Origin of the sequence: Streptomyces sp. NA02950 (assembly GCF_013364155.1) — a bacterium.
GTDB lineage: Bacteria > Actinomycetota > Actinomycetes > Streptomycetales > Streptomycetaceae > Streptomyces.
The window spans coordinates 3,133,810-3,159,440 of record NZ_CP054916.1 but is presented as its reverse complement, the minus strand read 5'-3'; the positions used below and the strand labels follow the sequence as shown (position 1 = coordinate 3,159,440).

At 72.0% G+C, this 25,631-nt stretch carries 23 protein-coding genes; 13 read left to right on the top strand and 10 right to left on the bottom strand.

All coding sequences use genetic code 11. The features are described 5' to 3' along the window. Positions 1-38: 38 nt before the first annotated feature. Together HUT19_RS13270 and HUT19_RS13265 are read left to right on the top strand one after the other, a co-directional pair. A complete protein-coding gene (locus HUT19_RS13270; RefSeq protein ID WP_176180676.1) occupies positions 39-992 on the top strand; it encodes an NAD(P)-dependent oxidoreductase in 954 nt (317 codons plus the stop codon). A 69-nt stretch (positions 993-1,061) separates the two neighbouring features. Further along, positions 1,062-1,460, top strand: a complete 399-nt coding sequence (locus HUT19_RS13265; RefSeq protein WP_176180675.1) for a nuclear transport factor 2 family protein — start codon at positions 1,062-1,064, stop codon at positions 1,458-1,460. 104 nt (positions 1,461-1,564) lie between these two features. On the opposite strand, the gene HUT19_RS13260 is transcribed toward HUT19_RS13265, so the two are convergent. Further along, complete coding sequence (locus tag HUT19_RS13260; protein ID WP_176180674.1) at positions 1,565-2,185, bottom strand: malonic semialdehyde reductase; 621 nt, start codon at positions 2,183-2,185, stop codon at positions 1,565-1,567. 126 nt (positions 2,186-2,311) lie between these two features. On the opposite strand from HUT19_RS13260, the gene HUT19_RS13255 reads away from it, so the two are divergent. Together HUT19_RS13255 and HUT19_RS13250 are read left to right on the top strand one after the other, a co-directional pair. Continuing rightward, a complete protein-coding gene (locus HUT19_RS13255) occupies positions 2,312-2,971 on the top strand; it encodes a TetR/AcrR family transcriptional regulator (RefSeq protein WP_176180673.1) in 660 nt (219 codons plus the stop codon). 19 nt (positions 2,972-2,990) lie between these two features. Next, positions 2,991-3,806 (top strand): AfsR/SARP family transcriptional regulator, encoded by an 816-nt coding sequence (locus HUT19_RS13250; protein ID WP_176180672.1) that lies wholly within the window; start codon positions 2,991-2,993, stop codon positions 3,804-3,806. On the opposite strand, the gene HUT19_RS13245 is transcribed toward HUT19_RS13250, so the two are convergent. Next, positions 3,803-4,807: a GlxA family transcriptional regulator gene (locus HUT19_RS13245; protein WP_176180671.1), complete on the bottom strand. Its 1,005-nt coding sequence runs from the start codon at positions 4,805-4,807 to the stop codon at positions 3,803-3,805. The genes HUT19_RS13250 and HUT19_RS13245 overlap by 4 nt on opposite strands. 129 nt (positions 4,808-4,936) lie before the next feature. Here HUT19_RS13245 and HUT19_RS13240 point away from each other — a divergent pair, with 129 nt between their 5' ends. Next, entirely contained in the window at positions 4,937-5,818 is an 882-nt protein-coding gene (locus HUT19_RS13240) for an NAD(P)-dependent oxidoreductase (protein WP_176180670.1), read from the top strand. Between the two features lie 4 nt (positions 5,819-5,822). Here HUT19_RS13240 and HUT19_RS13235 read toward each other — a convergent pair whose 3' ends face one another. The 5 genes from HUT19_RS13235 to HUT19_RS13215 all read right to left on the bottom strand — a co-directional run bounded on the left by HUT19_RS13235 (position 5,823) and on the right by HUT19_RS13215 (position 13,068). After that, positions 5,823-6,005 (bottom strand): DUF6104 family protein, encoded by a 183-nt coding sequence (locus tag HUT19_RS13235; protein WP_176180669.1) that lies wholly within the window; start codon positions 6,003-6,005, stop codon positions 5,823-5,825. A 147-nt stretch (positions 6,006-6,152) separates the two neighbouring features. After that, positions 6,153-10,001 (bottom strand): multifunctional oxoglutarate decarboxylase/oxoglutarate dehydrogenase thiamine pyrophosphate-binding subunit/dihydrolipoyllysine-residue succinyltransferase subunit, encoded by a 3,849-nt coding sequence (locus HUT19_RS13230; protein WP_176180668.1) that lies wholly within the window; start codon positions 9,999-10,001, stop codon positions 6,153-6,155. Positions 10,002-10,235: 234 nt separating this feature from the next. Next, positions 10,236-11,510: a HAMP domain-containing sensor histidine kinase gene (locus HUT19_RS13225; protein WP_254885557.1), complete on the bottom strand. Its 1,275-nt coding sequence runs from the start codon at positions 11,508-11,510 to the stop codon at positions 10,236-10,238. Beyond that, positions 11,507-12,247, bottom strand: a complete 741-nt coding sequence (locus HUT19_RS13220) for a response regulator transcription factor (protein ID WP_176180667.1) — start codon at positions 12,245-12,247, stop codon at positions 11,507-11,509. Before HUT19_RS13220 ends, HUT19_RS13225 begins: the two co-directional genes overlap by 4 nt. A gap of 104 nt (positions 12,248-12,351) precedes the next feature. Further along, the gene (locus HUT19_RS13215) at positions 12,352-13,068 is read right to left on the bottom strand and encodes a spermidine synthase (protein WP_176180666.1); all 717 of its coding nucleotides are present in this window, start codon (positions 13,066-13,068) and stop codon (positions 12,352-12,354) included. Positions 13,069-13,311: 243 nt separating this feature from the next. Here HUT19_RS13215 and HUT19_RS13210 point away from each other — a divergent pair, with 243 nt between their 5' ends. The 3 genes from HUT19_RS13210 (at position 13,312) to HUT19_RS13200 (ending at position 17,562) form a co-directional block, all read left to right on the top strand. Beyond that, positions 13,312-14,256: a rhomboid-like protein gene (locus HUT19_RS13210; protein WP_254885556.1), complete on the top strand. Its 945-nt coding sequence runs from the start codon at positions 13,312-13,314 to the stop codon at positions 14,254-14,256. An 89-nt stretch (positions 14,257-14,345) separates the two neighbouring features. After that, positions 14,346-16,760 (top strand): endopeptidase La, encoded by a 2,415-nt coding sequence (gene lon, locus HUT19_RS13205; protein WP_176180665.1) that lies wholly within the window; start codon positions 14,346-14,348, stop codon positions 16,758-16,760. A gap of 250 nt (positions 16,761-17,010) precedes the next feature. Further along, positions 17,011-17,562, top strand: a complete 552-nt coding sequence (locus HUT19_RS13200) for an NAD(P)H-dependent oxidoreductase (RefSeq protein ID WP_176180664.1) — start codon at positions 17,011-17,013, stop codon at positions 17,560-17,562. Positions 17,563-17,630: 68 nt separating this feature from the next. Here the strand turns inward: HUT19_RS13200 and HUT19_RS13195 are convergent, their stop codons facing one another. Continuing rightward, positions 17,631-18,209 (bottom strand): TetR/AcrR family transcriptional regulator, encoded by a 579-nt coding sequence (locus tag HUT19_RS13195; protein ID WP_176180663.1) that lies wholly within the window; start codon positions 18,207-18,209, stop codon positions 17,631-17,633. A gap of 113 nt (positions 18,210-18,322) precedes the next feature. Then, positions 18,323-19,165, bottom strand: a complete 843-nt coding sequence (locus tag HUT19_RS13190) for a lysozyme (protein ID WP_176180662.1) — start codon at positions 19,163-19,165, stop codon at positions 18,323-18,325. A gap of 302 nt (positions 19,166-19,467) precedes the next feature. On the opposite strand from HUT19_RS13190, the gene HUT19_RS13185 reads away from it, so the two are divergent. Next, the gene (locus HUT19_RS13185; protein ID WP_176186824.1) at positions 19,468-19,950 is read left to right on the top strand and encodes a MarR family winged helix-turn-helix transcriptional regulator; all 483 of its coding nucleotides are present in this window, start codon (positions 19,468-19,470) and stop codon (positions 19,948-19,950) included. Positions 19,951-20,060: 110 nt separating this feature from the next. Here HUT19_RS13185 and HUT19_RS13180 read toward each other — a convergent pair whose 3' ends face one another. Further along, entirely contained in the window at positions 20,061-20,831 is a 771-nt protein-coding gene (locus HUT19_RS13180; RefSeq protein WP_176180661.1) for a protein phosphatase 2C domain-containing protein, read from the bottom strand. A 379-nt stretch (positions 20,832-21,210) separates the two neighbouring features. Here HUT19_RS13180 and HUT19_RS43955 point away from each other — a divergent pair, with 379 nt between their 5' ends. From HUT19_RS43955 to HUT19_RS13160, 4 genes are read left to right on the top strand one after another with little or no spacing between them, the layout of a single operon-like run. Beyond that, on the top strand, positions 21,211-24,099 hold the full coding sequence (locus HUT19_RS43955) for a nitrate- and nitrite sensing domain-containing protein (RefSeq protein ID WP_176180660.1): 2,889 nt from the start codon (positions 21,211-21,213) through the stop codon (positions 24,097-24,099). Further along, positions 24,096-24,587, top strand: coding sequence for a roadblock/LC7 domain-containing protein (locus tag HUT19_RS13170; protein ID WP_176180659.1), 492 nt, complete (start codon positions 24,096-24,098; stop codon positions 24,585-24,587). The genes HUT19_RS43955 and HUT19_RS13170 overlap by 4 nt, the downstream gene beginning before the upstream one ends. Beyond that, positions 24,584-24,973: a DUF742 domain-containing protein gene (locus HUT19_RS13165; protein WP_176180658.1), complete on the top strand. Its 390-nt coding sequence runs from the start codon at positions 24,584-24,586 to the stop codon at positions 24,971-24,973. The genes HUT19_RS13170 and HUT19_RS13165 overlap by 4 nt, the downstream gene beginning before the upstream one ends. A gap of 37 nt (positions 24,974-25,010) precedes the next feature. Further along, complete coding sequence (locus HUT19_RS13160) at positions 25,011-25,631, top strand: ATP/GTP-binding protein (protein WP_254885555.1); 621 nt, start codon at positions 25,011-25,013, stop codon at positions 25,629-25,631.

Below are 25,631 nucleotides of genomic sequence, written 5' to 3'. Positions count from 1 at the left end.
ACATCCGAACGGGAGCCAGACAGAGGAGAACAAGCACGGTGGAAGGCAAGAAGATCCTGGTAACCGGCGGCACCGGACAGGTCGCCCGGCCCGTCGCGGAGGCCCTGGCCGAGCGCAACGAGGTGTGGTGCCTGGGCCGGTTCGGTGCCCCGGGGGTCCGGGAGGAACTCACCGCCCGCGGGATCACCACGTTCCCCTGGGACATGGACGACCTGGACGCGTCGGCGTACGACGGGCTGCCGGACGACTTCACCCATGTCATCCACTCGGCGATGCGGCGCGGAGAGGACGGTGACGTCAACACCGCCGTCGAGGTCAACGCGGTCTCCTGCGCCCGGCTGATGACCCACTGCCGTACCGCGGAGGCGTTTCTGTACGTCTCCACCGGCGCCCTGTACAAGCGGCAGTCGCTGGACCACCCGTACACCGAGGACGACCCGGTCGACGGAGTGGCGGACTGGCTGCCGGTCTACCCGGTGGCCAAGATCGCCGCCGAGGGCACGGTCCGGGGGCTGGCGCAGGTGCTGAACCTGCCGACCACCATCGCCCGGCTCAACATCGCCTACGGGCCGGGCGGTTACGGCGGGGTGCCGATGCTCTACTTCCGCCGGATGCTGGCGGGCGAGCCCATCCCGGTGCCGGTCGAGGGGCAGAACTGGTGCTCCCTGCTGCACACCGACGATCTGGTGGCCCAGGTGCCCCGGCTGTGGGAGGCCGCGGCGGCCCCCGCCACGCTCGTCAACTGGGGCGGTGACGAGGCGGTCGGCATGACCGACTGCGTGCGCTACCTGGAGGAGCTGACCGGAGTGCGGGCCCGGCTCGTCCCCAGCGAGGTCACCCGGGAGACCTACCGGTTCGACCCCGCCCGGCGGCGGGAGATCACCGGGCCCTGCCGGGTGCCGTGGCGCGAGGGGCTGCGGACCACGCTCCAGGCGCTCCACCCGGAGCACATCAAACCGGAGTACGCGGACCGGCCCGGGTCCGCCGTCTGAACAGCGCACCGTCTGAACAGCGCACCGCACCCCGTCGTGCCCGCCGTCGTCCGAGGAGATACGCACACCATGCCATCAGCGAACATCGAGGCCATCCAGCGGTCCTACGCGGGATTCCGCGACCGCGACATCGAGGGGATCCTGTCGGCCATGCATGCCGACGTCGAGTGGGTCCACCCGGAAGGGATGGCCGTCTACGGGCTCGGCGGCACCAAGCGGGGCCATGCCGGGATCAAGGAGTTCCTCACCCGTGTCCCGGCCGTGCTCGGCGGGATGCGGCTGGAACCGAAGGAGTTCATCGAACAGGGCGACCGGGTGGTGGTGTTCGGCTCCCGCGCGGTCACCTCGCGCCGCGGGACGACCGTGACGTTGGACTTCGTCCACTCGTGGACCATGCGGGAGGGCAAGGCGACGCGCATGGAGGACATCTTCGACACCGTGGTCTTCCACGAGCTGATAGAGAGCTGAGCCCGCGCCGTCCGCGGCCGAGCCCGGGCCGTCCGCGCGGCCGTCCGCACCCGCCCCCACCGCGGGTGCGAACGGCCCGGGAGGGCCCGGGCCGCCCGGGGGCCTCACACCGTGGTGACGACCTCCTCGTACGGCAGCCGCGGCAGCCGCCCCATCCAGGCGTCCGGGCCCGGGCGGCCGATGTTGACCACGCACACCGCCTGGTGCCGTCCGTCGCCGAAGAACTCCTTGGAGACGGCGGCGTGGTCGAAGCCGATCATGGGCCCGGCGGCGAGACCGGCGGCGCGTACGCCCAGGATGAAGTAGCCCACCTGGAGCGCGGTGTTGAACCGGGCGGACGCCTCGCGGGGGCCCGGTTCGGCGAAGACGTTCTGCGGGTTCTCCATGAAGGGCACCAGCCGGGGCAGCTCCTCGTGGAAGTCCAGGTCGGCGGCGAGCACGGCCACCAGCGGCGCCTTCGCCGTCTTCTCCTGGTTGCGCCCGGTCATATGCGGCACCAGCCGGTCCCGCGCCTCCGGGGAGCGGACCAGCACGATCCGCATCGGCTGCTGGTTCATCGAGGTGGGCGCGTACTTGACCAACTCGTAGACGGCGCGGATCTGCTCCTCCGTCACCGGTTCACCGGTGAAGGTGTTCGCCGTGCGGGCCTCCAGGAACAGCTGCCGTTGCGCCTCCGGCGCCAGGGTGAGGTGCCGCAGGGCATCGCTGTTCTCCGGTGCGCTCATGGAGCTCTCCTCGTCAGGCGGTGCGGAATTTATTGGACTGGACGGGCTAGTCCAGTGGTACGAGGGAAGGCTAGACTCACAGGTCCATCGGGGGCAAGGCCGAGACACATCAAGGAGGTTGGACCGTTGCGAACGGACAACGGTCCCCGGCGTGCCGCCGTGGGCCGCCCGATGGGCCCCCAGCCCGCCAAGCGCCAGGCGATCCTGGAGGCGGCCGTGGCCGTCTTCCTGCGCGAGGGATACACCCGGGCCGGCGTGGACGTCATCGCCGATGAGGCCCGGGTCTCCAAGCAGACCGTCTACAACCACTTCGGCGACAAGGAACGGCTGTTCATCGCTGCCGTGGAGGGGGAACGGGAGCGGGTGGCCGCCGAGTTCGCCACCGGTGCGCCGTGCGTCCCCGAGCAGTTCGACGGCGGCGACGCCCGCACCGCGCTGACCGCCCTCGGCCACCGGGTGCTCGAGGTCCTGCTCGACGAACGGGCCTCCGCGCTGCGCCGCCTGGTCATCGCCGAGGTCGCCCGCCACCCCGCGCTGCGGCCCGCGTGCGCGGAGGGCGAGCCCCAGCAACTGGTCGTCTGGCTCGCCGGGATGCTGGACCGCCGCACCGGCAGCGGTGAGCTGAGCGTCCCCGATCCGCTCGCGGCCGCCCAGCAGTTCGTGGCCCTGCTGGTGCAGCAGGGCCTCTACCAGTCCATGTACGGCACCCGCCCGATCGCCGCCGAGACGGCGGCCTCCATCTGCGAGAAGGCCGCCGACCTGTTTGTCCGCGCGTACCGCACTTGATGTGTGAGAGGTGTCACCCATGCGTGTGAACGTCCTCGGACCGCTGACGCTGAGCCATGGCGCCCTGTCCGGAGTTCCCAGCGCGATGAAGCCACGCAAGGTCCTGTCCCTGCTGCTGCTCAGCGACGGCCGGATGGTGCCGGTGCAGTCGCTGATGGCCGAGCTGTGGGGCGACGGGCCGCCGCGGACGGGCCAGACCACGCTCCAGACCTACATCCTGCACTTGCGCAAGCTGCTCGCCCAGGTGCTGGGCATCCCCCCGGCCGTTGTCGCCCGGGAGGTCCTCCAGACCAGACCCGGGGGGTACGCCCTGGTGCTGCGCCCCGGTCAGCTCGATGTCCACGACTACCGCCGGCTCGTCACCGAGGGCGAATGCGCGCTGGAGGTCGGCGACGAACGGACCGCGGACGCCGCCTTCCGCCAGGCGCTCGCCCTGTGGCAGGGCCCGGCCCTGGTCGATGTCACCCCGCTCGGCCGCCCGCTCCAGGCGGAGGTGGCCCGGCTGGAGGAGTCCCGGCTCACCGTCACCGAGCGCGGGATCGAGACCCGGCTGCGGCTCGGCGGCCATCTGGAGGTGCTGAGCGACCTGGCCTCCCTGGTGGTCGAGCACCGCTTCCACGAGGGCCTCCACGGCCAGTACATGCTGGCCCTGCACCGCTCCGGCCAGCGCACCCGTGCCCTGGCGGTCTACCAGCGGCTGCGGATGGCGATGACCGAGGAACTGGGCCTGGAGCCCTCCGTGAAGCTCCAGCGCCTCCAGCAGGCGGTCCTGGTCTCCGACCCCCGGCTGGACCACGAGGCGGGGGCGCCGGGGCGCGGGCCGGTGGTGGCCTAGGGCGCGGCCCGGGGCGGCCGGGCGGGGAAGGCCCGCCGGTAGTCGCCGGGCGACACACCGATGTGCCGGAGGAAGTGGTGGCGGAGGTTGTTCGCCGTGCCGAGGCCGCTGAGCTCTCCCACCTTCTCGATCGGCAGGTCGGTCGACTCCAGCAGGCTCTGGGCCCGGGCCAGCCGCTGGCCGAGCAGCCAGCGCAGCGGGGTCGTCCCGGTGGCCGCGTGGAGACGGCGGTAGAGGGTGCGCGGGCTCATCGCGGCCCGCCGCGCCAGGTCCTCGACGGTCAGCGGCCGGTCCAGATGCGCACGGGCCCAGTCCAGTACGGGCGACAGCCCCGCGTCGTCACGGGCGGGCACCGACAGATCGATGAACTGGGCCTGGCCGCCGGGCCGGTGGGCGGGCACCACCATCCGGCGGGCCAGCTGGTTGGCGATGTGCGCGCCCAGGTCGCGGCGCACCAGATGGAGACAGAGGTCGAGCCCGGCGGTCAGCCCGGCGCTGGTCAGTACGTCCCCCTCGTCCACGTAGAGCACCGAGTCGTCCACCCGCACCTTCGGGTAGCGCCCGGCCAGTTGGGCGGTGTGCATCCAGTGCGCGGTCGCCCGGCGCCCGTCGAGCAGCCCCGCCTCGGCGAGCGCGAAGGCGCCGGTGCACAGGGAGACCATGCGGGCGCCCGCCGCGGCGGCCCGGCGCAGGGCCGCGATCAGCTCCCGCGGCAGCGGTGCGCCCTCCTCGACGCAGACGTCGGGCACCGAGGGCACGATGACGGTGTCGGCGCCCACGAGGTCCTCGAGCCGGTACGGGGTGCGCAGCGACAGCCCGCCCCCGGTGGGGGAGCCGCCGGCCCCCGCCCCCGTACCGCACAGCCGCAGGTCGTACCAGGGGTCGGCCAGATCGGGCTGCGGCTTGCCGAAGACCGTGCAGGGGATGCTCAGTTCGTACAGGTCCCAGGAGGGGACCCCGATCTCCTCGGTCACCACCACGGCGACGGAACCAGCGGGCATGCCCCGCAGCGTATGGCAGGAATCTGGTGGCCGCCGTCACCGGTGTCACTGTTTCCGGCCCGCCGACACTGCGATCTTGGTCAGGACCCGACCAACCGCCTCCCGGCGGACCTGACGAGGAGTTGTGACATGCAAGCTGACCGCCCGGCCGTCAGTGTCATCGGACTGGGATCGATGGGCTCGGCGCTGGCCGCCGCGTTCCTCGACCGAGGCCATCCGACCACCGTGTGGAACCGCTCGGAACACAAGGCCGCGCCGCTGTCCGAACGGGGTGCCCACCGCGCCGCGACACCCGGGGCGGCGGTCACGGCGAGCCCGCTGATCGTCGCGTGTGTCCTGGACTACCCGGCGCTGCGCACCGTGCTCGACCCCGTCGCCGCTTCCCTCGCGGGCCGGACCCTGGTCAACCTCACCTCCGGCTCCCCGGAGCAGGCCCGGGAGATGGCCGAATGGGCCCGGTCGCACGGGGCCGACTATCTGGACGGCGCGATCATGACCACTCCGCCCGGGGTGGGCAGCTCCGCGATGATGTTTCTCTACAGCGGTCCGCGGGAGGTCTTCGACACCCACCGCCCGGCGCTGGAGTCCCTGGGCGACCCCCTGCACCTGGACACCGACCCGGGACTGGCGTCCCTCTACGACGCCGCGCTGCTCGGCCTGATGTGGTCGGCCATGACCGGCTGGCTGCACGGCACCGCGCTGGTCGGCGCGGAGAAGACGGCGGCCACGTCCTTCACCCCGGTCGCGATCCGCTGGCTGACCGCCGTGGCCGGTTTCCTGACCACCTACGCACCCCAGGTGGATGCCGCCCGCTACCCGGGCGACGACGCCACCGTCGACATCCAGATCGCGGCGATCGACCACCTGATCCACGCCGCAGCGGCCCGCGGGATCGACAACTCCCTGCCGGAACTGCTGAAGCGCACCATGGAACGGACCAGCGCCGCGGGCCACGGCTCCGACAGCTACGCGAGCGTGATCGAGGTGCTGAGGGACCCGGCCGCCCGCTGAGGGATCAGAGGTCGTCGTCCTCGTCGTCGAGCCGCGCCAGCCAGGTCGCCAGCCGCTCCACCGGCACCTCGAAGTCCGGGTTCAGATCGACGAAGGTCCGCAGCTGCTCGGCCAGCCACTCGAAGGTGACCTCCTCCTCGCCGCGTCGCTGTGCCAGCTCCTCGATGCCGCGGTCGGTGAAGTACAAGGGTCGCTCCGGAAGAGGGGGGTTCGGGGATGATCTGCACCGCCCAGGATATGCCGCCCGGGAACCGGGAAGGCCCGGCCTCCGCTCGCGCGGGGGCCGGGCCTTCGGGTCGACGGGTGTGTCGACGGGCCGTGACAAGCCGCTGGATCAGATGTCGAAGACCTCGTTCACCAGCGCCTGCTGCTCCGACTGGTGGCGCTTGTTCGACCCCACCGCGGGCGAGGACGAGTGCGGGCGCGACACGCGGACCAGCCGCTCGGCCGCGGGGACGTCCTCGCCGACCGCCAGCTCCAGGTGGTCGATCAGGTTGAGGGCCATGAACGGCCATCCGCCCTGGTTCGCCGGCTCCTCCTGGGCCCACACGAACTTCTCGACGTTCGTGTACTTGGCGATCTCGGCCTGCACCTCGGCACCCGGCAGCGGGTACAGCCGCTCCAGCCGGATGATCGCCGTGTCGGTCGCACCGCGCTTGTCCCGCTCGGCGGCAATGTCGTAGTAGACCTTGCCGGAGCAGAAGACCACCTTGCGCACCGTGGCCGGGTCGGCGGTCTCGTCACCGATGACCGGACGGAAGGCGCCGGTGGTGAACTCGTCGGACTTCGAGGCCGCCGCCTTCAGCCGCAGCATCGACTTCGGGGTGAAGACGACCAGCGGCTTGTGGTGCGGGTTGTGGACCTGCCAGCGCAGCAGGTGGAAGTAGTTCGACGGCAGCGTCGGCATGGCGACCGTCATGTTGTTCTGCGCGCACAGCTGGAGGAACCGCTCGATCCGGGCCGAGGAGTGGTCCGGGCCCTGGCCCTCGTAGCCGTGCGGCAGCAGCAGCGTGACGCCGGAGGTCTGGCCCCACTTCTGCTCGGCCGAGGAGATGAACTCGTCCACGATGGTCTGCGCGCCGTTGACGAAGTCACCGAACTGCGCTTCCCACATGACCAGCGACTCCGGGCGGGCCAGCGAGTAGCCGTACTCGAAGCCCATCGCCGCGTACTCGCTGAGCAGCGAGTCGTAGACGTTGTAGCGGGCCTGGTCATCGGCGAGGTAGAGCAGCGGGGTGTAGTCGTCGCCGGTCTCCCGGTCCACCAGCACCGCGTGGCGCTGGCCGAAGGTGCCGCGGCGGGAGTCCTGGCCGGCGAGCCGGACCGGGGTGCCCTCCATCAGCAGCGAACCGATGGCCAGGGTCTCGCCCATGCCCCAGTCGATCGCGTCGTCCTCGATCATCGCCGCGCGCCGCTGGAGCTGCGGCATCAGCCGCGGGTGGACGGTGATCCGGTCGGGGACGTTGACCTGGGACTCGGCGATCCGCTTGACGACCTCCTGGGAGACCGCCGTGTTCACCGCGACCGGGAACTCCGGCTGCGGCTCCGGGACCTCGGGCTGGGCCGGGGCGGAGACCGCGTCGCGGACCTCGGTGAAGACCTTCTCCAGCTGCCCCTGGAAGTCCTGGAGCGCCTGCTCGGCCTCCTCCAGCGTGATGTCGCCGCGCCCGATCAGCGACTCGGTGTACAGCTTGCGCACCGAGCGCTTCTTGTCGATCAGGTCGTACATCAGCGGCTGGGTGAAACCGGGGTTGTCGGTCTCGTTGTGACCGCGGCGGCGGTAGCAGATCAGGTCGATGACCACGTCCTTGTTGAACGCCTGGCGGAACTCGAAGGCGAGCCGCGCGACGCGGACCACGGCCTCCGGGTCGTCACCGTTGACGTGGAAGATCGGCGCCTCGATCATGCGCGCCACGTCGGTGGCGTACATCGAGGAGCGGGACGCGGCCGGGGCGGCGGTGAAGCCGACCTGGTTGTTGATGACGATGTGCACGGTGCCGCCGGTGCGGTAGCCGCGCAGCTGCGACATGTTCAGCGTCTCGGCGACCACACCCTGGCCCGCGAAGGCCGCGTCGCCGTGCAGGGCGACGGGCAGCACGGTGAAGTCCGTACCGGCCTTGCCGATGATGTCCTGCTTGGCGCGGGCGACACCCTCCAGGACCGGGTCCACCGCCTCCAGGTGGGAGGGGTTGGCGGTCAGCGAGACCTGGATCTGCTCACCGTCCAGACCGGTGAAGGTGCCCTCGGCGCCCAGGTGGTACTTGACGTCGCCGGAGCCGTGCATCGACTTCGGGTCGAGGTTGCCCTCGAACTCACGGAAGATCTGCGCGTACGACTTGCCGACGATGTTGGCCAGCACATTGAGACGGCCGCGGTGGGCCATCCCGATGACGACCTCGTCCAGGCGCGACTCGGCGGCCGCGTCCAGCACCGCGTCCAGCAGCGGGATGACGGACTCGCCGCCCTCCAGCGAGAACCGCTTCTGGCCGACGTACTTGGTCTGGAGGAAGGTCTCGAACGCCTCGGCCGCGTTGAGCCGGCGCAGGATGCGCAGCTGCTCCTCGCGCTCCGGCTTGTCGTGGCTGCGCTCGACGCGGTCCTGGATCCACTTGCGCTGCTTGGGGTCCTGGATGTGCATGAACTCGATGCCGGTGGTGCGGCAGTACGAGTCGCGCAGCACGCCCAGGATGTCGCGCAGCTTCATCATGGACTTGCCCGCGAAGCCGCCGACCGCGAACTCGCGTTCCAGGTCCCACAGGGTGAGCCCGTGCTCGATGATGTCGAGGTCGGGGTGCTTGCGCTGGCGGTACTCCAGCGGGTCGGTGTCGGCCATGACATGGCCGCGGACCCGGTAGGCGTGGATCAGGTCGAAGACCCGCGCCGCCTTGGTGACATCGTCGTCGTGGCTGACGTCGATGTCCTTGAGCCAGCGGACCGGCTCGTAGGGGATGCGCAGCGCCTTGAAGATCTCGTCGTAGAACTCGTTCTCGCCGAGCAGCAGCTGGCTCATGATCCGCAGGAATTCGCCGGAGGCGGCGCCCTGGATCACCCGGTGGTCATAGGTGCTGGTCAGCGTCATGACCTTGGAGACGCCCAGCTTGTTCAGAGTGTCCTGGGAGGTGCCCTGGAACTCGGCCGGGTACTCCATGGCGCCGACGCCGATGATCAGGCCCTGGCCGGGCATCAGCCGCGGCACCGAGTGGACCGTGCCGATGCCGCCGGGGTTGGTGAGGGAGGCGGTGACGCCGGTGAAGTCCTCCATCGTCAGCTTGTTCGCGCGGGCGCGGCGGACGATGTCCTCGTACGCCTGCCAGAACTCGAAGAAGTTGAGCGTCTCGGCCTTCTTGATCGCCGCGACGACCAGCTGACGGTCACCGTTGGGCTTGACCAGGTCGATCGCCAGGCCCAGGTTGACGTGCTCGGGCTTGACCAGGGTCGGCTTGCCGTCCTTCTCGGTGAACGAGTGGTTCATCGAGGGCATCGCCTTCAGCGCCTGCACCATGGCGTAGCCGATGAGGTGCGTGAAGGACACCTTGCCGCCGCGGGCGCGCTTGAGGTGGTTGTTGATGACGATGCGCTGGTCGAACAGCAGCTTCACCGGGACGGCGCGCACCGAGGTGGCCGTCGGCAGCTCCAGCGACGCATTCATGTTCTTCGCCACGGCGGCGGACGGGCCGCGCAGCGTGACCAGCTCCGGTCCGGCGGACGGCTCGGCCTTCGCGGCCTTGGCCGAGGGCGTCGGCTCGGCGGGCGTCGGCTTGACCGGAGCGGGCTTGACCGGAGCGGGCTTGGCCGGGGCGGGAGTCGCGGCGGCGGGCTTCGGGGCGGCCGGGGCCGCGGCGGCGGCCTTGGCGTCCGCGGGCTTCGCGGCGGGCGCGGCCTTCGGCTGCGCCGGGGCGGTGGCGGCGGGGGCGGCCTGCGCGGCGGCGGGCGCACCCGGAGCGGCGCCTCCGGTCACGGCCTGTGGCGGCGCGGCCACGGCGGAGCCGGTGTCCTGACCCGGCTTGTAGTCGGCGAAGAAGTCCCACCAGGCTCGGTCGACCGAGTTCGGGTCCTGGAGGTACTGCTGGTAGATCTCGTCGACGAGCCACTCGTTGGGCCCGAAAGCAGCAGCAGGGTTACTTCCCTGCCCGTCCTGCTCATCGGTCGAGACGCTCGAGGTATTGGGGGACTGTGGCGACACGGCGGCAACCGCCCTCTTCCGCTTCCTTAGGTGGTGGACAGCGGGAATAAAGGCTACGCCTCTTGGACCCTTACGTGCAGGCCGCACTGGTCATCGTCGCGCAAGTCACATCGATCGGCGGGTTTCGGCGCATGTCGTGGCGGGAAGCACACGGGGTTCCGCTGTGCTCCCGCAGATACGAGCGAACGCAAACGTGCACCCACACCGCTCGGATGTGCGCGTCCGGGACCGACTTTACGTCACATGTTCTCGTGGGCTGCCCGGAATCGTGACCTTGATGCGGCAGCCCCGGGGGGACTCCGCGACCCGTATCCGACCCCCGTGCAGGTCGACCGCCCAGCGTGCGATGGCCAGCCCCAGCCCGGTGCCCCCGTCGCTGCCCTGCCCCGACGGGCGGCGGAGCGCGGGCCCCGGGCCGCCCGGGGAGAGACCGCCACGGTTGAAACGCTCGAAGACGCGGTACCGCTCCGCCTCCGGGATGCCGGGACCCTCGTCCTGCACCTCCAGCTCCAGGCTCTCCGCCCCCTCGCCGCGCCGGGCCCGCACCGTGACCCGGCCGTGCGCCGGACTGTGCTTCATGGCGTTGTCGATGAGATTCGCCACCACCTGGTGGAGCCGCTCGGCGTCCGCGTGCGCGGTCAGCTCGGGCGGGGAGACGTCCAGGTGGAGATGGACGTCCTTGCGGGTGTGCGAGCCCGACCCGGCGTCCGCGCCCTTGGCCATGCTCGCCTCCTTGAGGATCTGGGCCAGATACGGCCAGACCTCGAAGCGCCGTGCGTGGAGCGGCACCACCCCGTTGTCCAGCCGCGACAGATCGAGCAGCTGCTCGACCAGCCGGCCCAGCCGCTGGGTCTGGCGCAGGGCGACCCGCATCGTCTCCGGATCGGCGTCGGAGACCCCGTCCACCACGTTCTCCAGCACCGCCCGCAGCGCCGCGATCGGGGTGCGCAGCTCATGCGAGACATTGGCCACCAGTTCCTTGCGGTGGGTGTCCACCGCCTCGAGGTCGGCCGCCATCCGGTTGAAGGCGTTCGCCAGGTCGCCGAACTCGTCCCGGCGCTGTGCCGCCCCCACCCGCCGGGTGTAGTCACCGTGCGCCATCGCCCGGGTGACCGCGGTCATCTCGTCCAGCGGAGCGGTGAGGCCGTGGGCCACGAACTGGGTGATCAGCAGCGAGGCGATGATCGAGAAGATGGTGATCACCCGCAGCTCGGTGTCCGAGTGCATCGCGGCGAACACCAGCAGCGTGGTGATGATCACCGACCCGATGACCAGCGCGCCGAGCGCGGCCTTGACCGAGCGGTACGGGTCGAACGGCCGCAGCGCCTCCCACACCCGGCCCCAGGTGGCCCGGCTCCGGGCATAGCGGCGCCGCGCGGGGTGCCCGGGGGAGCCGGGCGGCTGCGGCGGCCTGGCGGCCCGGGCGGCCCTGACCGCGGTGCGTGCCCGCAGCGCTGTGAGGGCCCTGCGGACGGGAGGGAACCTGGGCGCCCCGCGGGCCGTCCTCATGCGGCCGGGGTCTCCAGGGCGTAACCGACGCCGTGCACCGTACGGATCCGTTCCGCGCCGATCTTCCGCCGCAGTGCCTTGATGTGGCTGTCCACGGTCCGGGTGCCCGAGGCGTCCGCCCAGTCCCAGACCTCCGCCAGCAGTTGCTCGCGGGAGAGCACCGCGCGCGGGGTGTTGGCCAGGCAGACCAGCAGGTCGAACTCGGTCGGGGTCAGATGGACGTCGGAGCCGCGGACCCGCACCCGGCGCTGTGCGTGGTCGATCTCCAGCTCGCCCAGGCGCAGGATCCCGCTGCGCGGGGTGTGCGCGGCCAGCGCCGCCCGCTCCACCCGCCGCAGCAGCACATGCACCCGGGCGGCCAGCTCGCGCATCGAGAACGGCTTGGTCATGTAGTCGTCCGCGCCGACCCCGAGCCCCACCAGCATGTCGGTCTCGTCATCGCGCGCGGTGAGCATCAGCACCGGCACCGGCCGCCTGGCCTGCACCCGTCGGCACACCTCGAGCCCGTCGAAGCCCGGCAGCATCACATCGAGTACCAGCAGGTCGGGCTGCCACGCCTCGGCCGTGTCGACGGCCGCCGGGCCGTCCCCGGCCGTCTGCACCTGGAAGCCCTCGGCCCGCAGCCGGGCCGCGATCGCGTCCACGATGGTCGGATCGTCCTCGACGACGAGCACCCGGCGCTGTGCGCCGGGGGTGGTCGTGGCGGCCCCGTTGTGGCCGTTGAGATTCTGGTCCATACGCCCGCCCCATGCGTCGTCTTGAAAAACCGCGCTCCGCGCCTGGTCATTGCCGTGCGGCGTGGTCTAGGCAGGAAAGCGTAAGGGCAGCGTACGCGGCTCGGCTACGCGCCCCGAATCCCGATGTGCACCACGTCGGGTACTCCTCGGGCAACAGCGATCTCTTCCGTACGCACCCTTGTGAATCCGGCATTGCGGAGAGATCCCTCGAACGCGGGCGACGGCTGTGCCGACCACACCGCGAGCACCCCGCCGGGGGTGAGGCGGGCCGCGCAGGCGGCCAGTCCGGCGGGGGAGTAGAGGCCGGTGTTGTCCTCGGTGACGGTCCAGTCCGGTCCGTTGTCGATGTCCAGGCACAGCGCGTCGTGGCGCGGGCCGTCCGGCTCACGGAGGTGGGCGACCAGATCGGCGTGGACGACCGCGGTGCGCGGATCGGCCAGTGCCCGCGCGGTGACCGCCGCCAGCGGGCCGTCGCGGTGCCAGTCGACGACCGCCTCCTCCCGCTCCACGACCGCGATCCGGCCCCAGCGCGGCTCGTCGGCCGCCTCGGCGAGCGAGAAGCCGACGCCGAGCCCGCCGATGAGCAGGGCGGGAGCGGGTCGGTCGGCGGGCAGGGCGTCGAGCGCGGCCCGCACGAGCAGCCGCTCGGAGCGGCCGTCGGAGGTGTCCATGAGGAAGCAGCCGTTGGCGATGATCTCGAAGACGGCGTCCGCGTCGTCCGCCGCCCCGCGCCGCCGCAGCGCCACCTCGCCGTACGGGCCGTCGCGGCGGTCGAGGGTGACCGGCTGCCGGTCGGCTGCGGTGTCGTACGGGGGGTGCATGGCGATCCTCCGGCTGGACGTGGCGAGCGGGCCCCTGGCGGCGGGCCCGCCGCCATCCTCGCGCCGCCCCGGCTCACCGGTCCACCGCATGCGGTGTCCGCTGTGGCGGTGTGCACATCGGCGGCCGGTCGGCATCACATACGGCCCGGGAGGTGTTCTGGTGTCGAACGCGGACATGCGAAGAGTGCGAAGAGAAGGACGGCCGGGGACGGCCGGGGGCGGCCGGGGGAAAGGAGCCCAGCGGTGGCAGTCGTACGGGCGGACGGTGCCGGGCCCGGTGCGGACCGCGCGGGCCAGGCCGCGCGTCCGGGCGCGGCCGCCAGTGGTGGAGACCTCTCCGCCATCGCCACCGCCGCCACCGCTCCGCGTGATCCCGCCGTCGCCGGATGGTGCTGGTCGGTGCCCGGGGTCTGTGCGGCACCGCTCTTCCCGGCCCGCCTCCCGGCCCCGTCGGACGCCGCCGTCGCCGTGGGGGCGGCGACACCGCGGATCCCGGGGCGGACCCGGCGGGCGGGGGAACCGTGGCGGCGGCTCGCACGGTGGGTGCCCACGCCCGCCTCCGCGCCGTTCACCCTCGCTTACGCCCTCGTCCTTCTCGGCACCGGCCTCTTCGCGCACCTCGGCGATCCGCGCACCGTCCACGAGCTGCTCGCGGGCTCCAGCACCGATGTGTCCCATCTTGCCCAGCGTCCGCTGCTCACCCTGCTGGCCAGCGCGGTGTGGATGGTCGGCGGCCTCGTCTCGCCGTATCTGCCCGCGCTGCTGCTGGTGCTCACGGCGCTGGAGCGGCGGATCGGCGGACTGCGGACGGCCGGGGTGTTCCTGCTGGGGCATGTGCTGGCGACGCTGCTCACCGAACTCCCGGTGGCCGCCTCCGTCGCGCTCGGCCATCTTCCGCACAGCTCGCTGCGGCGGCTGGACTACGGCGTGAGCTACGGGCTGATCGCCTGCGCCGGGGCGCTCGCCGTGCTGCTGCGGCCCCGGCCGCGCTGGGCGCTGGTCGGCGCGATCGCGGTGATGCTGGCCGCGTCGAGCCTGATCGGCATCGCCGATCCGCTCACCGACTGGGGCCATGCCCTCGCCCTGCTGACCGGGCTGGTCTGCTGGCCGTACGTCCGCCACACCGCCCGGCGGCGCGCCGCCGTGGCCCCTTCGGGCACCGCCGCCGTCGACGCGTCGAACGGCTGATCGCTCACGGCGAACACGGGCCCGGGAACACCTGAGGTCTCCCGAGCATTGAGTCTGCATAGCTCAACTTGCCTGCCTAAGGGGAGATCATGGCTTCGCTGTCCACACCGCTCACCCTGCCCGTGCTGCCTCTCGACGACGAGGTGGTGCTGCCCGGCATGGTGGTGCCGCTGGACCTGTCCGACACCGAAGTACGCGCCGCGGTGGAGGCCGCCCAGGCCGCCGCCCGCTCCAGCGGGAGCGGAGGGAAGCCGCAGCTGCTGCTGGTGCCGCGCGTCGACGGGACGTACGCGGGGACCGGCACCCTCGGCACCGTCGAGCAGGTGGGGCGGCTCTCCGGCGGCGACCCCGGCGCGCTCATCCGCGGGGTGCGGCGCGTCCGCATCGGCGCCGGGACCACCGGTCCCGGGGCGGCGCTGTGGGTGGAGGGGACCGCGGTCGAGGAGATCGTGCCCGACCCGCTGCCCGGTGCCGTCACCGAGCTGATGAAGGAGTACAAGGCGCTGGCCACCAGCTGGCTGCGCAAGCGCGGCGCCTGGCAGGTCGTGGACCGGGTGCAGCAGATCGACGATGTCGCGCAGCTCGCCGACAACTCGGGCTACTCGCCGTTCCTGACCACCGCCCAGCGGGTGGAACTCCTGGAGACCGCCGACCCGGTGGCCCGGCTGCGGCTGGCCGTCGGCCTGCTGGGCGAACACCTGGCCGAGCAGGACGTGGCCGAGTCGATCGCCAAGGACGTCCAGGAAGGTGTGGACAAGCAGCAGCGCGAATTCCTGCTGCGGCGCCAGCTGGAGGCCGTCCGCAGGGAGCTGGCCGAACTCAACGGTGATCCCGAGGACGAGTCCGAGGACTACCGGGCCCGGGTCGAGGCTGCCGATCTGCCGGAGAAGGTGCGCACCGCGGCGCTGAAGGAGGTCGACAAGCTGGAGCGGTCCTCCGACCAGAGCCCCGAGGGGAGCTGGATCCGCACCTGGCTGGACACCGTCCTGGAGCTGCCGTGGAACGAGCGCACCGAGGACGCGTACGACATCCAGGGCGCCAAGGAGGTGCTCGACGCCGACCACGCGGGCCTGGAGGACGTCAAGGAGCGGATCACCGAGTACCTGGCGGTGCGCAAGCGCCGCTCCGACCGGGGGCTGGGCGTGGTCGGCGGCCGCCGCGGCGGCGCGGTGCTGGCGCTGGTCGGCCCGCCCGGCGTCGGCAAGACCAGTCTGGGCGAGAGCGTCGCCCGTGCGATGGGGCGCACCTTCGTCCGGGTCGCGCTCGGCGGCGTCCGGGACGAGGCGGAGATCCGCGGTCACCGCCGCACCTATGTGGGCGCGCTGCCCGGCCGGATCGTCCGGGCGATCAAGGAGGCCGGTTCGATGAACCCGGTCGTGCTGCTGGACGAGATCGACAAGGTCGGCTCCGACTTCCGCGGCGACCCGGCCGCCGCCCTTCTGGAGGTCCTGGACCCGGCGCAGAACCACACCTTCCGGGATCACTACCTGGAGGTCGAGCTCGACCTGAGCGATGTGGTCTTCCTGGCGACCGCCAACGTCCTGGAGGCGATCCCGGAAGCGCTGCTGGACCGCATGGAGCTGGTACGGCTGGACGGCTACACCGAGGACGAGAAGGTCACCATCGCCCGCGACCACCTGCTGCCCCGGCAGCTGGAGCGCGCCGGTCTGGAGCCGGGCGAGGTCGTGGTGGAGGACGCGGCGCTGCGCAAGCTGGCGGGCGAGTACACCCGCGAGGCGGGCGTACGGAACCTGGAGCGGTCCGTGGCCCGGCTGCTGCGCAAGGTCGCGGCCCAACACGAACTGGGCGAGCGGAAGCTGCCGTTCACCGTCGGGGTGGAGGGCTTGCGGCCGCTGGTCGGACGGCCGCACCACACCCCCGAGTCCGCCCAGGACCCGGCCGAGCGGCGCACCGCGGTGCCGGGGGTCGCCACCGGGCTCGCGGTCACCGGCGCGGGCGGCGATGTGCTGTTCGTCGAGGCGTCGCTGGCCGATCCGGAGACGGGCGGCGCGGGGCTGACGCTGACCGGTCAGCTCGGCGAGGTGATGAAGGAGTCCGCCCAGATCGCGCTGTCCTTCCTGCGCTCCCACGGCGCGGAGCTGGAGCTGCCGGTGGGTGACCTCAAGGAGCGCGGCGTCCACCTCCACGTCCCGGCGGGCGCGGTGCCCAAGGACGGTCCGAGCGCGGGCATCACCATGACCACGGCGCTCGCCTCGCTGCTCTCCGGCCGCCAGGTGCGCCCGGACGTGGCGATGACGGGCGAGGTCTCGCTGACCGGGCGGGTGCTGCCCATCGGCGGCGTCAAGCAGAAGCTGCTGGCGGCGCACCGGGCCGGGGTGACCACCGTGGTCATCCCCAAGCGGAACGAACCCGATCTGGACGATGTCCCCGCCGAGGTGCTGGCGAAGCTGGACGTCCACCCGGTCTCCGACGTCCGGCAGGTCCTGGAGCTGGCGCTCCGGCCCGCCTCGTCGGTGACCCCGGAGGTTCCGGCGGCGGCGTGACGGACGCTGCCGGGGCGATGCGGCCCGGAGTCCTGCGTGTACGGGGGCTCCGGGCCGCGGCCCGCCCGCCGCTGCCACGCCCGTGCCGGGGGACCGAGGACCCGTGGCAGACAGACAGATCTGTCTGGTAGCGTACGAAGCAGTGAATCAGACAGAACTGTCTGTTCGGTTGCGTGGCGATGACGCCGCCCCCGCCGGCTCAGAGCCCTTCCCTGCCGTCCACGGCACCACGGAACCCACGGAGGAACCCGTGCGCACTCTTGTTGTCCTCGCCCACCCCGGCCTCGCCCGCTCCCGCGTCAACGCCGCGCTCGCCGAGGCGGCCCGGCCGGTGGAGGGCGTCACCGTCCACGATCTGTACGCCGCCTACCCGGACCTGACGCTCGACGTCGAGCGGGAGCAGCGGCTGCTGCTGGAGCACGACCGGATCGTGCTCCAGTTCCCCTTCTACTGGTACTCGGTGCCGCCGCTGCTCAAGAAGTGGATCGACGAGGTCTTCCTGTACGGCTGGGCCTACGGCACCGGCGGCACCTCTCTGCACGGCAAGTCGCTGCTGGTCACCACCTCGCTGGGCGGGCCCGCGGAGGCGTACCGGGCCGATGGGGTCAACCGCTACACGGTCGCCGAGCTGCTCAGGCCGATCGAGGCCACCGCGCGCATGACCGGGCTGCGCTACGAGGAGCCGTTCGCGCTGTACGGGACGCAGACGCTGGACGACGCGGGGCTGGCCGCGCACCAGGAGCGCTACCGCGCCCTGCTGGCCTCCGGCGCGGTGCGGGAACCGGAGCTCGCCGCCGTCTGACCGGTGACCTGGTGAAGGGCCTGACCGCCGCCGTGGTCAGGCCCTTCACCGTATGCCGTCAGGTCAGGTCAGGTCCGGGCCGGACAGGCGAGCGCGACCAGCGTCCGGGTCGCCTCCTTCGCCGCCTTCACGACCTCGGGCCCGCACTCCACCGCCGACGCGGACATCGCGCCGTCGACGAGGACGGAGATCTGGAGTGCCAGCGTCGCGGGGTCGGCGGCCCCTGCCGCCGTGGTCAGCTCGGTCAGCCAGGCCCGCACCGCCCGCTTGTGCTCGGCCGTGGCCTCATGGGTGTCACTGCCCGGCTCCGTCTCCCCGGCGGTCCGCACAAAGGCACAGCCGCGGAAGTTCTCCTGTACGGCGGCGGCGCACAGCGCGTCGAACAGTCCGGCGAGCTGGTCGCGCGGGTCCGGTCCCGCCGCCTCGGCCGCCTCCTTCAGCGCGGTGCGCCAATAGGTGTCCGACTGCTGGAGATAGGCCAGGACCAGCGCGTCCTTGCAGCGGAAGTGGGAGTACAGCGTCGCCTTCGCCACCCCCGACTCGGCGATGATCCGGTCCACCCCGACCCCGCGCACCCCGTGGGCGTTGAACAGGGTGGTCGCCGTGGAGAGGATCCGCTCGTGGGCGGAGGGGCGGGTGCTGCTCATGGTCATGCTCCTCGGGACGGGCCCAAGACGGCCGATGCCCTCCAGCGTACAGACAGACCTGTCCGTACGCTGGAGGGCGGGTGCGCCGGTCGTGGGGGTGGGGGACCGCCGCGTCAGCCGTTCGCCAGGGCCTGGAGCCGGTCCATGGCGCCGTTGAACTTGTTGTGGTCGCCGACCGTGGCCCCGGAGGAGGTGTACTGCCAGATGGTGTGGAAGCCCCAGCCCGCGGGGAGTTCGCCGACGGACGAGCCGTAGCGCGGAATCCACAGCGGGTTGACCCCGCCGAAGGCACTGGAGTTGCCGGTGCAGGTCTTCCACCAGCTGGTCGAGGTGTAGATCACCGGATCGCGTCCGGTGCGGGCGCGGTAGGTGGCGGAGAAGTCCTTGATCCAGCTGACCATCCCGCTGGCGCTCTTGCCGTAGCAGGTCGCGCCGTAGGGGTTGTACTCCATGTCGAGCGCGCCGGGCAGCGTCTTGCCGTCCTTGGACCAGCCGCCGCCGTGGTCGACGAAGTAGTTGGCCTGTGCGGCACCGGTGGAGTTGTTCGGCAGCGCGAAGTGGTACGCCCCGCGGATCATGCCGACGTTGTACGAGCCGGTGTACTGCTGGGTGAAGTACGGGTTGGTGTAGCTGGTGCCCTCGGTCGCCTTGACATAGGCGAACCGGACCCCGCTGCTCCACAGCGTGGACCAGGAGACATTGCCCTGGTGGCTGCTGACGTCGACACCTTCGACGCTGGCGAGCACACTCGGCGGTGCCTCACCGGTGGTGGACCCGCCCTCGTGCTTGAGTATCTGCGACCCCGCCCAGTCGTCCTCGGGGTGGGGGATGTCCTCCGAGCGCTGCGCGGCGGACGCCGGGGCGGAGAGCGCGAAGGTCGTGGTGACGAGAGCGGCGAGGATGCCGATCAGCGCACTGAGGGCGCGTCGGGCCGGACCAGGTCTGAGCACAGGCATGGTGTGCCTCCGAAGCCTCGGTGGGGGGAGTGGGGGAGTGGGGGAGTGGTGAGGGAGCGAGGGGGTGAGGGAGCGAGGGGACCATCCATGTTGGAATGGTCATGTCATAAGTGACGCTATGGGCGTAGATAGGAGCGGGGAAGGGGGAGGGGGTGGTGCCGTTGGTCTAATCCTGCGAAATACTGACGGAGCTGCGGCAACAACCGCACCTGACAGAAACTTTCACCATGTGAAAATCCGGAGAGGGCTCTGACGTGCACAACAGCGGGCCAAGGCCCCCCGAGCGGGGTGAGGGCGGCACCCTGGGTGGAATCGGTGTGGACCAAGCATTCCTGGCTCTGGAGCGCGAATTGGCGGTGTTCCTCCGCCGGGCCCGTGCGGCGTCGGGGGAGTTGGCCCGTGAGGTCCACCCCGATCTGGAATCCGCCGCGTACGGGCTGCTGATGCGGCTCGAGGACGCGGGACCGCAGCGCGCCACCGACCTCGCGGCCTACATCGGCGTCGGCAAGGCGACGATGAGCCGTCAGCTGCGCGCCCTCGAGGGGCTCGGTCTGGTGACCCGCACCCCCGACCCGGCGGACGGCCGGGCGTTCCTGGTGGAGCTGACGGACGAGGGCCGGACCCGCTTCCGCGCCGTCCGGGTCGCCCGCCGGGCACGGTACGCCCGCCGTCTCGCCGCCTGGGAGCGCAGCGAGGTCGCCGAACTCGCCCGCCTGCTGCACCGGCTGAACAGTGCGCAGGAGGCCGACGACACCGGGCACTCGGCCCGCGGGGGCGAGGAGTAGGGCACTCACATACGTCAGCTTCGGCGAGCCGCGGGCATCCTGCGACACGGGTGTGGCAACGGCGTTATCCGATGCGCCATTGGGGTTCCGGCCCCGCGCCCGGGTGCGGCTCAGAGCTCGGCGTAGACCACGGCGGTGTCGTCGTGCGCCTTGCCGCGCCGGAAGGCCGTGCGGTCCGGATCGGCGTGCTCCGCCGCCCGCACCCGGTCGATCAGAGCCTGCGGACCCTCCTTGCGCAGCAGCGCGAAGCAGGCGCTCCAATCGCCCTCGCCGAACACCTCCACCCAGCGCGACGCCCCGTCGGTGAGCGCCGCCAGCGCCCGTACTCCGGTGCGCGGAAGGTCGCCGGTGACCGCCTTGGCGGAGACGGCGGGGTCGGCGGCGGCCGTGAAGAAGCCGCCCTCGGCGTTGCGCAGCCCGGTCAGCCGGCGGCCCGCCGCCCGCAGCCGGTCGATGCGGTCGTCGAGCACCGGTGTCACCTCGCCGCCCGTCCGCTCGATGAGCAACGCGGAGTCGGAGAGCACCAGATGCTCGACCCGCTCGTGGCCCCAGCGGGCGGCGACCACGGTGGTCTGTGGGGTCAGTGGGTGATAAAGGTCACATGTTGAACCATGTGCTTCCGCGGTGCGCCGAATCGCCTCGGAGAGGCATGCGGTCAGCGGTATGTCCCGTCGCGAGCCGGACAGTTCGAGCAGTGCGCCGCCGAGCCGCGCGGTGAACCAGGGCACTCCGTGGACGCATCCGTCGTCACCCTCGGGTGGGGTCACTCCGTCCAGCACCACCAGTGCGCCGCCGAGCCCCGACGCCGGCAGGGCCACGGACGCGTAGTCCTCGTTGGGGCGCTGCTGGTCGCCGGGGGCCGTCGCGAGTTCGATGCGCATGCCGTCAGTCTGCCGGACCCCCTTCGGACACCGCCTCCGCGGGGGTGAAGGGAAGGGCAATGGTTCGCACCAGGCACACGTTTGTCGGATTGAGGATGGAATGCGATATCTGGAAAGGTGTGGGCGGGCATCCTGCCAGGGCGGCCATGTCTTTTCCCATCCCGCAAAAGGCGGCGGAAGGGTATGGCCCCTACGTAAAGTTGGTGGTCAACTACGCAATGCGGTTCACTCGTTCGGGTGGCCGGGTGGGTGATGCATGCCCGCCCCTGAGCCGTCCTGAAAGGGTCGGAATCCCTACCAGAGGTGGGGAAACACCATGGTTGATCCGTCGTCACCGCTGGAACCACAGCGGTCGGGCGAGAAAAGATTGTGAGCACCGGTGCGGAAGAAGCGGCTTCGGGGCACGCAGCGCGAACCGGGCGGCGAGCCACGCCTTCAGGACCTTCAGGACGGCACATCACGGCGGCGTTCCGCGCGTGTCCGCAACCGCCTGGCCGCGTCCATCGCGCTCGTCGCCGTCGCGGTCCTCGGCGCGGGCGCCCCGGCCGTCCTCATGGCCCTCGACGACTCGACCGGCGCCCAGCGGCTGGTCGCCCTCGCGGGGAGAAACCGTGACGCGGTGACCCTGGCCCACTCCCTCGCCGACGAGCGCGACGCCATGACCGCCTATGTGGCGGCCGGGCGTACCACCGCCTCCGGCGGCGGGGTCTCCGAGAGCCAGCGCGCCCGGGTGGACCGGCAGGTCAGGGAGGTGCGCCAGGAGGCCCCCGGCTCCGTGCGGCGGTTACTGGACAACCTCCCCGAGCTGCGCCAGCAGGCCCTGACCGGCCATGGCTCGGCAGAGGACGTCTTCGCCTCGTACACCACCGCCGTCCAGGCGCTGAACCAGATCTCCGCCGACCTCGCCCGCAGGCTCCCGGCCGACGCGGGTCCCGGCGCCGCCGCCGCGCTCGCCCCGCTGGGCCGCGCCACCGAGCAGGCGTCGGCCACCCGGGGACTGCTGGTGGCCGCGCTCGCCGGAGGCGGTGCCCAGCCCACACTGACCTCCGCCGCCCAGCGGACCCGGGTGCGCGAGGATTCCGCGCTCGCCGACTTCCGCCAGCTCGCCCCGGCCGCCGCGCGCGAGGCCTACGACCGCACGGTCAACGGCACCGAGGTCACCACCGCCGAGCGCTACACCAGCCGCCTCACCGACCGGGGCAGGCTGTCCGGCGGTGACCTCCGCGTCGACGAGGACCGGGTCGACGCGGCCCTGAGCGCCCGGATCACCAGGATGCGCGGGGTCGAATCCTCCCTGGCCTCCGCCGAGGTCGCCCGGCTCGCGCGGTCGCGCGACGACGACGTCACCGCCCTGGAGAAGCGGATCGCCCTCGTCGGCGGCGCCCTGCTGCTGGCCCTCGGCATCAGCGTGCAGAGCGCCCGCTCGATGACCCGGCCGCTGGCCGCCCTGCGGCTCGGCACCCGCCGGGTCGCGGCCGACCCGGCGTCCGAGGAACCGGTCGACTACACCGGCCGCAACGACGAGTTCGGCGACGCCGTCCGCGCCGTCAACGAGCTCCACGCCAAGGCGGTGCGCGCCCAGGAGCGCGCCACCGGGCTGGGCACCGAGCGCACCCGGCTGGTCGGGGAGCGGCAGCGGCTGGCCGACGAACGGGACGCGCTGCGCCGCGAGCGGGACGAGATCGCCGCCCGGCTGGAGGGGCTGCGGTCCCGGGTGCACAGCAGCTTCGTCAGCCTCGCCCTGCGCACCCTCGGCCTGATCGAGCGGCAGCTCGCCGTCATCGAGGGCATGGAGGAGCAGGAGCAGGACCCCGACCGGCTCCAGACGCTCTTCCAACTGGACCACCTGGCCACCGGGATGCGCCGCTACAGCGAGAACCTCTTGGTCATCGCGGGCTCGGAGAACACCTCCGGCCATCCGGGCCCGGTGCCGCTGCTGGATGTGCTGCGCGCCTCGATCAGCGAGGTCGAGCGGTACGACCGGGTGCAGATCCAGTCGTTGCCGCCGCACGCCCAGGTCGCCGGGTACGCCGCGGACAGCATCAGCCACCTCGTCGCCGAACTCCTGGAGAACGCCTCCTCGTTCTCCCCGCCCGACGCCCGGGTGCAGGTCTCCGGCTGGCTGCTGGAGAGCGGCGAGGTCATGCTCTCCATCCAGGACGAGGGCATCGGGATGACGCCCGAGCGCATGGCGGAGCTGAACGACCGGCTCGCCGACCCGGTGCCCGACTACTGCCAGGGCCCGCAGCCCGAGGACCCGCTGGGTCTCGGGCTGTATGTGGTGACCCGTCTCGCCGCGCGCCACGGCGTCCGGGTGCAACTGCGGCAGCAGCAGCCGGGCGGGGTGGCGGCCGTGGTGGTCCTGCCCACGAAGATCCTCCCGGCCGGTCCGCCGGGCGCCGGGCTGCCGCCTGCCCCACCGGCCGGTGCGGGCGTCGCCCACGGCGCCGCCGGGCTGCCCGCCTTCCCTGGCTCGGAGGCCGAGGCCAACTCGGGCGCCCTGCCGGCCCAGCCGCGTTCGGTGCCCGCGGCCGCCGCGGACCCGGCACCGGAGCCGGACGAGGAGGCGCCCGCGGCCGGCGACGCGGAGTGGACCGCGGCGTCCGTGCCCCGACCGTCCGGGACCGCCGTGGCGGAGACCCCCGCGCCCTGGGCCGTTCCCGGTGCGGAGCGGAGTCCGGGCCCGGCGTTCCAGGACGGCGCGCCGTACCCCATGGAGCCGACGCCGCCGCGCGGCCACCCGACCCCGGGAAGCGCCGGGGACCCGCCCGCACTGCCCAGGCGCACACCGACGTCCGGCCTCGCGCCCGTCCGGCCCGCCGCACCCGTCGCGCAGGACCGCTCGGAACGGACGATCGAGTTCGCCGTCCGTCACGACGACGTCGGGGGACTGGTGGGCGGCCACGGCATCCGTCCGGTGGGCGCGGACGCCTGGGGCCCGGCGGGCACGGATCCGTACGTTATCGGGCCCGACGAGCACACCCGGGCCGCCGAACACCCCCGCACCGACAAGGGGCTTCCCCAGCGCACACCGAGGAACGTGGAGCGTCGTGAGTCCGGGGCGCGGGAGCGGAGCGGCGCGGTCGACGCGGAGGAACTGCGGCGCAGACTCGGCGGCTTCCAGCGCGGTGCCCTGGAGGGCCGCCGGGACGCCGAGGCCGAGATCGCCGCGCGCGCCCGGGGCCGGGAGCACGGCCCGCGGGGCGGCACCACAGAACGTACGGGGGCGCACGACGAGGGTGACACGGTTGAGGAGGCACGCGGGTGAATGCGCCCAGTAGTACCTACGGGTTGAGTTCCGAGGCCCGTAATCTGCACTGGTTGCTGTCGAGCCTCGTCGAGGAGGTGCCGGGCGTCCGATCGGTCGCGGTGGTCTCCTCGGACGGGCTGATGCTGCTCTCCTCCGACGCACGGCACATCGCCGCCGCGGGCTCCGTGGACCCCACGACGCAGGACGGGCCCAAGGGTTCCGGTGCCGACCTCGCCACGATCGTCTCGGGGCTCGGCAGCCTCACGCTCGGCGCGGCGAAGCTGATGGACGGCGGGGGCGTCAAGCAGACGATGGTGGCGATGGACGGGGGCAGTCTGTTCGTCATGACGATCAGCGACGGTTCGCTGCTGGGCGTGCACGCCACCCCCGACTGCGATATGACCGTTGTCGCCTATCACATGGCGCTTTTCGTGGGCCGGGCCGGACATGTGCTCACCCCCGAACTCCGCGGTGAACTACGCAGGTCCCTGGAGTCGGCTCAGTGACGGCCGGGTCCGCCCGGCCCGCCCGTCGAGCCGGGCGTGTACGTCCGTACTCGCTCACCGGGGGCCGGACCCGCTCCGGCCATGTGCTGCTGGTGGAGACCTTCGTGGCCTCGCTGGAGTCACCGGACGGACGGTTCGACCCGGCCCCCGGCGGGGCGGGCACCCGGATGCTGCCGGAGATCCGGGCGATCATCGAACTGTGCCGCCGGATGCGCTCGGTCGCGGAGGTGTCCGCGATGCTCAAGATCCCGCTCGGGGTGGTGCGTGTCCTGCTCAGCGACTTAGCCGACCAGGGAAAGATCCGCGTCTACGGCACCGGGCGGGGCCCGGGACAGCCGGATCGCGCATTGCTCGAAAGGGTGCTCAGTGGACTCCGCAGGCTCTGACACGATTCCGATCACGACGGCGGTACCGCCGCCTCGTGTGTCCGGGATACCCGGCGCCGGGATACCCGGCGCCGAAGAGGTGCTCCAGAGCTGGCAGACGGACCGCTCACGGGCACCGATCGCTACCAAGATCGTGATAGCGGGCGGCTTCGGAGTGGGCAAGACCACCTTCGTCGGCGCGGTCTCGGAGATCACCCCGCTCCAGACCGAGGCGCTGATGACCCGGGCCGGCGAGGACATCGACGACCTCGCCGCGACCCCGGACAAGCTGACCACCACGGTGGCGATGGACTTCGGGCGGATCACACTCGAGAACGACCTGGTGCTGTATCTCTTCGGCACCCCCGGCCAGCACCGCTTCTGGTTCATGTGGGACGACCTGATGCGCGGGGCGATCGGCGCGGTGGTGATGGCCGACACCCGGCGGCTGGAGGACAGCTTCCCGGCGCTGGACTACTTCGAGAGCCTCGGACTGCCGTATGTGGTGGCGGTCAATCACTTCGAGGGGGCACCGCTGTACCGGCCGGAGGACGTGCGGGACGCGCTCTCCGCGGCCGAGGGGGTACCCGTGGTGCTCATGGACGCCCGTCGGCGGATCACTGTGGTGGACGCGCTGCTGTCGTTGGTGCGGCACGCCGTTGACGTCTCGCCCGAGTGA

What these genes read in the sequence shown, in the direction of transcription:
- HUT19_RS13250 (WP_176180672.1), top strand. Translation starts at nt 2,991, where the DNA reads ATGCGTGTGAACGTCCTCGGACCGCTGACGCTGAGCCATGGCGCCCTG.
- HUT19_RS13225 (WP_254885557.1), bottom strand. Translation starts at nt 11,510, where the DNA reads ATGAGGACGGCCCGCGGGGCGCCCAGGTTCCCTCCCGTCCGCAGGGCC.
- HUT19_RS13190 (WP_176180662.1), bottom strand. Translation starts at nt 19,165, where the DNA reads ATGCCTGTGCTCAGACCTGGTCCGGCCCGACGCGCCCTCAGTGCGCTG.
- HUT19_RS13195 (WP_176180663.1), bottom strand. Translation starts at nt 18,209, where the DNA reads ATGAGCAGCACCCGCCCCTCCGCCCACGAGCGGATCCTCTCCACGGCG.
- lon (WP_176180665.1), top strand. Translation starts at nt 14,346, where the DNA reads ATGGCTTCGCTGTCCACACCGCTCACCCTGCCCGTGCTGCCTCTCGAC.
- HUT19_RS13265 (WP_176180675.1), top strand. Translation starts at nt 1,062, where the DNA reads ATGCCATCAGCGAACATCGAGGCCATCCAGCGGTCCTACGCGGGATTC.
- HUT19_RS13215 (WP_176180666.1), bottom strand. Translation starts at nt 13,068, where the DNA reads ATGCACCCCCCGTACGACACCGCAGCCGACCGGCAGCCGGTCACCCTC.
- HUT19_RS13180 (WP_176180661.1), bottom strand. Translation starts at nt 20,831, where the DNA reads ATGCGCATCGAACTCGCGACGGCCCCCGGCGACCAGCAGCGCCCCAAC.
- HUT19_RS13245 (WP_176180671.1), bottom strand. Translation starts at nt 4,807, where the DNA reads ATGCCCGCTGGTTCCGTCGCCGTGGTGGTGACCGAGGAGATCGGGGTC.
- HUT19_RS13220 (WP_176180667.1), bottom strand. Translation starts at nt 12,247, where the DNA reads ATGGACCAGAATCTCAACGGCCACAACGGGGCCGCCACGACCACCCCC.
- HUT19_RS13240 (WP_176180670.1), top strand. Translation starts at nt 4,937, where the DNA reads ATGCAAGCTGACCGCCCGGCCGTCAGTGTCATCGGACTGGGATCGATG.
- HUT19_RS13260 (WP_176180674.1), bottom strand. Translation starts at nt 2,185, where the DNA reads ATGAGCGCACCGGAGAACAGCGATGCCCTGCGGCACCTCACCCTGGCG.